At 60.9% G+C, this 2,719-nt stretch carries 3 protein-coding genes; 1 reads left to right on the top strand and 2 read right to left on the bottom strand.

The window, feature by feature from the left end; genetic code table 11:
* On the top strand, positions 1–564 hold a 564-nt coding region (locus ABEB25_RS24390), incomplete at its 5' end, for a response regulator (RefSeq protein WP_345739071.1).
* Between the two features lie 993 nt (positions 565–1,557).
* Here the strand turns inward: ABEB25_RS24390 and ABEB25_RS24385 are convergent.
* A complete protein-coding gene (locus ABEB25_RS24385; protein ID WP_345739070.1) occupies positions 1,558–1,911 on the bottom strand; it encodes a hypothetical protein in 354 nt (117 codons plus the stop codon).
* Positions 1,912–2,169: 258 nt separating this feature from the next.
* Complete coding sequence (locus ABEB25_RS24380) at positions 2,170–2,481, bottom strand: hypothetical protein (protein ID WP_345739069.1); 312 nt, start codon at positions 2,479–2,481, stop codon at positions 2,170–2,172.
* Positions 2,482–2,719: the final 238 nt, after the last annotated feature.

The following is a 2,719-nucleotide window of genomic DNA, read 5'->3' as shown; positions in this document are numbered from 1 at the left end:
GCCCCCCCCACCCCGCCCTCCCTCACCGGCTACTTCCACCAGCATCCAGATCCCACCCCCAGCCGCGCCGGCCAGGCCAGCCACGACGCCCAAATCTCCCAAGAGACCAACCGCGCCATCGCCGCCGCCGCCACCGCCCATGGCGAAAGCTTCGCCCAGCAGCACCCCGCACGCATCCTCCTCGTCGAAGACCAGCCCCTGAACCAAAAGATCGCCACCATGCTCCTCCAGCGCCTCGGCTACGCCCAGGTGGACGTCGCCAACAACGGCCAGGAAGCCGTCGACATGGTCAGCGCCGGTAATTACGACCTCATCTTCATGGACCTCCAGATGCCCATCATGGGCGGCATCGACGCCGCCCGGGCCATCCGCAGCAACTTCCATCTCAAAAACCAGCCCGCCATCATCGCCATGACCGGCCACGCCCTCACCGGCGTCAAAGAAGAGTGCAAAGAAGTCGGCATGAACGCCTTCCTCACCAAGCCCGTCAGCCTCGACGACTTCCGCAAAACCCTCCCCCCCTGCCTCGAAAAAGAAGCCGCCCTCCGCCCCATGGTCCTCTGACCCCGGCCCCCGAAAGAGCAGGGGAGCAGAGGGAGCCAGTGCTCAGTTCGGAGGTCAAGACGTCAAAAGTCAAGGCAGTCAAGGCGTCAAGAGGGCCCGAGGGGAGCGCGGACACTCCTGTCCGCATCCTAAACCCCCAGATGCGCAGCATCCCATTTCAATCGTTCGCAGACCTCATCCCCGAGCTTCCCCACGCCCCCCAAGGAGCGGGACTTGCCAAGTCCCGGCCCCTGAACCTGCCTCCACCTTTCCGCCTCGACGCTCGCAGCGGCACCGCAGTCGCGAAGCGTCCTGGACTGCGCCAGTCCCCTGGCGCTCTCGAAAAGCTCACCTACCCCGGGCTTCCCAAAGGCCTCCCTTCTGCGGAATTCCGCACCCGCCACTCCGGCCCCAGCTCCCGGAGGGAGCCCGGAACGTAGCCGGTGGTGAAGGTGGCGCAGCCACCGAGAACCACCGGACCCTCACCTAACAAACGATGCCGATCAAGTTCGCGTCCTGAAAGGACGCCGGAATCCCCCGTCCGCAGCATGAAGCACAGGCGTCCCGCCTGCAGCACCCTGCGTCCTCTCGCGGTAAACCGTTCTCCCCCTGCGCCTCCCCCACGCCACCATGCCCCCAGCTCCCAGCTCCCATGCTCCCATGCTCCCATGCTCCCATGCTCCCATGCTCCCGGAGGGAGCCCGGAACGTAGCCGGTGGTGAAGGTGGCGCAGCCACCGAGAACCACCGGACCCTCACCTAACAAACGATGCCGATCAAGTTCGCGTCCTGAAAGGACGCCGGAATCCCCCGTCCGCAGCATGGAGCACAGGCGTCCCGCCTGCTGCTTCCCGCGTCCTCGCGGTAAACCGCTCTCCCATCGCACACCCCCGTCCGCCCCCTTGCCACACATACTGTTAATCCTGCCATCTTGTTAATTCTGTAAAAAGGCCCCCATTCCACCCCCGATCCCCGTCCGCCCCAAACGATCCCAAACCACCAGACTTGGCAAATCTCACCACCTCAGGCATCTCCCCCTCATCCCCACCTTCCGTGTCTTCCGCCCCTTCCGTGGTTGAAAATTCATCCGCCCCACCGTCGCCCTCCCCAGCATCTCATACAGCGGCCCGCGCTGCATCCCGGTCATCGCAGCCACCTGACTTTCCTTGAAGGTTTTCTCCGCGCCATTCAAGCGCACCTGAAAAGTCCCGTCCGGGTTGCGACCCAGCACCGCCGCATCCTCGCCATGCCGCGCACGGCCCTGCCAGATGGGTGGGGCGGGGGGAGCCACACGGTGACTGGCCGGGGCCGTCGCCTGCGCCATCTCCGGGTGGTTGCTCACTGCCTGCGGCGGCTGCCGTGGCGGCATGGGATCTGGCGAAGCCTGAGGGGCCGGGCCCCCAACCTCGTCACCCGCCGCCATCGGCTGGCCAGACGGCGCAGGTGTCTGAGCGGACGTCCTGCACGTCGGAGCGTCATGAAAACGCCATTCTAGTAGGCGCACCCTATGGTCATTAATCTACAGCCGAATCAAATCAAAACCCTAACTTTTGTTAGGTTTAGAGTAATCGTCCTGACCTCATTCCATCAGCTTCACAAGCATTACGAAGCCGTTCTCACCGAAGCATCAATAAAAATGGCCCGGCTCCTCGGGCGGCAGAGGCGTCACTCGCATTTCCTCCACTACCCATGCTCCCGGCAAAAGATGTGCACCTGCAAGCATCCGTTTCATCTTCGCCTCAAAGCCGATGAAACTACAGTACACCTGATGATGCGCCCACTCCGAGTTAAGGCGCCCTAAAATTTCATCCAATGTCTCGGTTTGAAATTCGTCTTCTTCGATAATGACTTCGCGCTTCCAGTCGTTACCATTAAAGATAAACATGCCATTATCATAAATGCGCACTCTCGCGTAACCTTCGTCTTGGGGATTATCCATAGTGTTTAGGGGAATCGTAATGTTGTAACTACAAAGTTGAAAAACTCTGGATCTGAAGTAAAGAACTCAATAGGGCTTTTATGCAACCGTTGTAAGCCTGTCGTCAGGATCTTGGACTGCACCCCAAAAGTTGACCCAGGAGTTATGAGAGTCTGAAGTGTGCGTAAGCACACCCACAGAGATCATGAAACGCAAGAGACATACCCCGGAAGAAATCATCAAGAAGCTCCGTGAGGCC

It is taken from the genome of Prosthecobacter algae (assembly GCF_039542385.1).
Lineage (GTDB): Bacteria > Verrucomicrobiota > Verrucomicrobiia > Verrucomicrobiales > Verrucomicrobiaceae > Prosthecobacter > Prosthecobacter algae.
This window is presented reverse-complemented; position numbering and strand designations above follow the sequence as displayed.

Bases quoted from the DNA above. Each gene is read 5' to 3' on its own strand.
- ABEB25_RS24385 (WP_345739070.1), bottom strand. From the start codon at position 1,911: ATGCCGCCACGGCAGCCGCCGCAGGCAGTGAGCAACCACCCGGAGATG.
- ABEB25_RS24380 (WP_345739069.1), bottom strand. From the start codon at position 2,481: ATGGATAATCCCCAAGACGAAGGTTACGCGAGAGTGCGCATTTATGAT.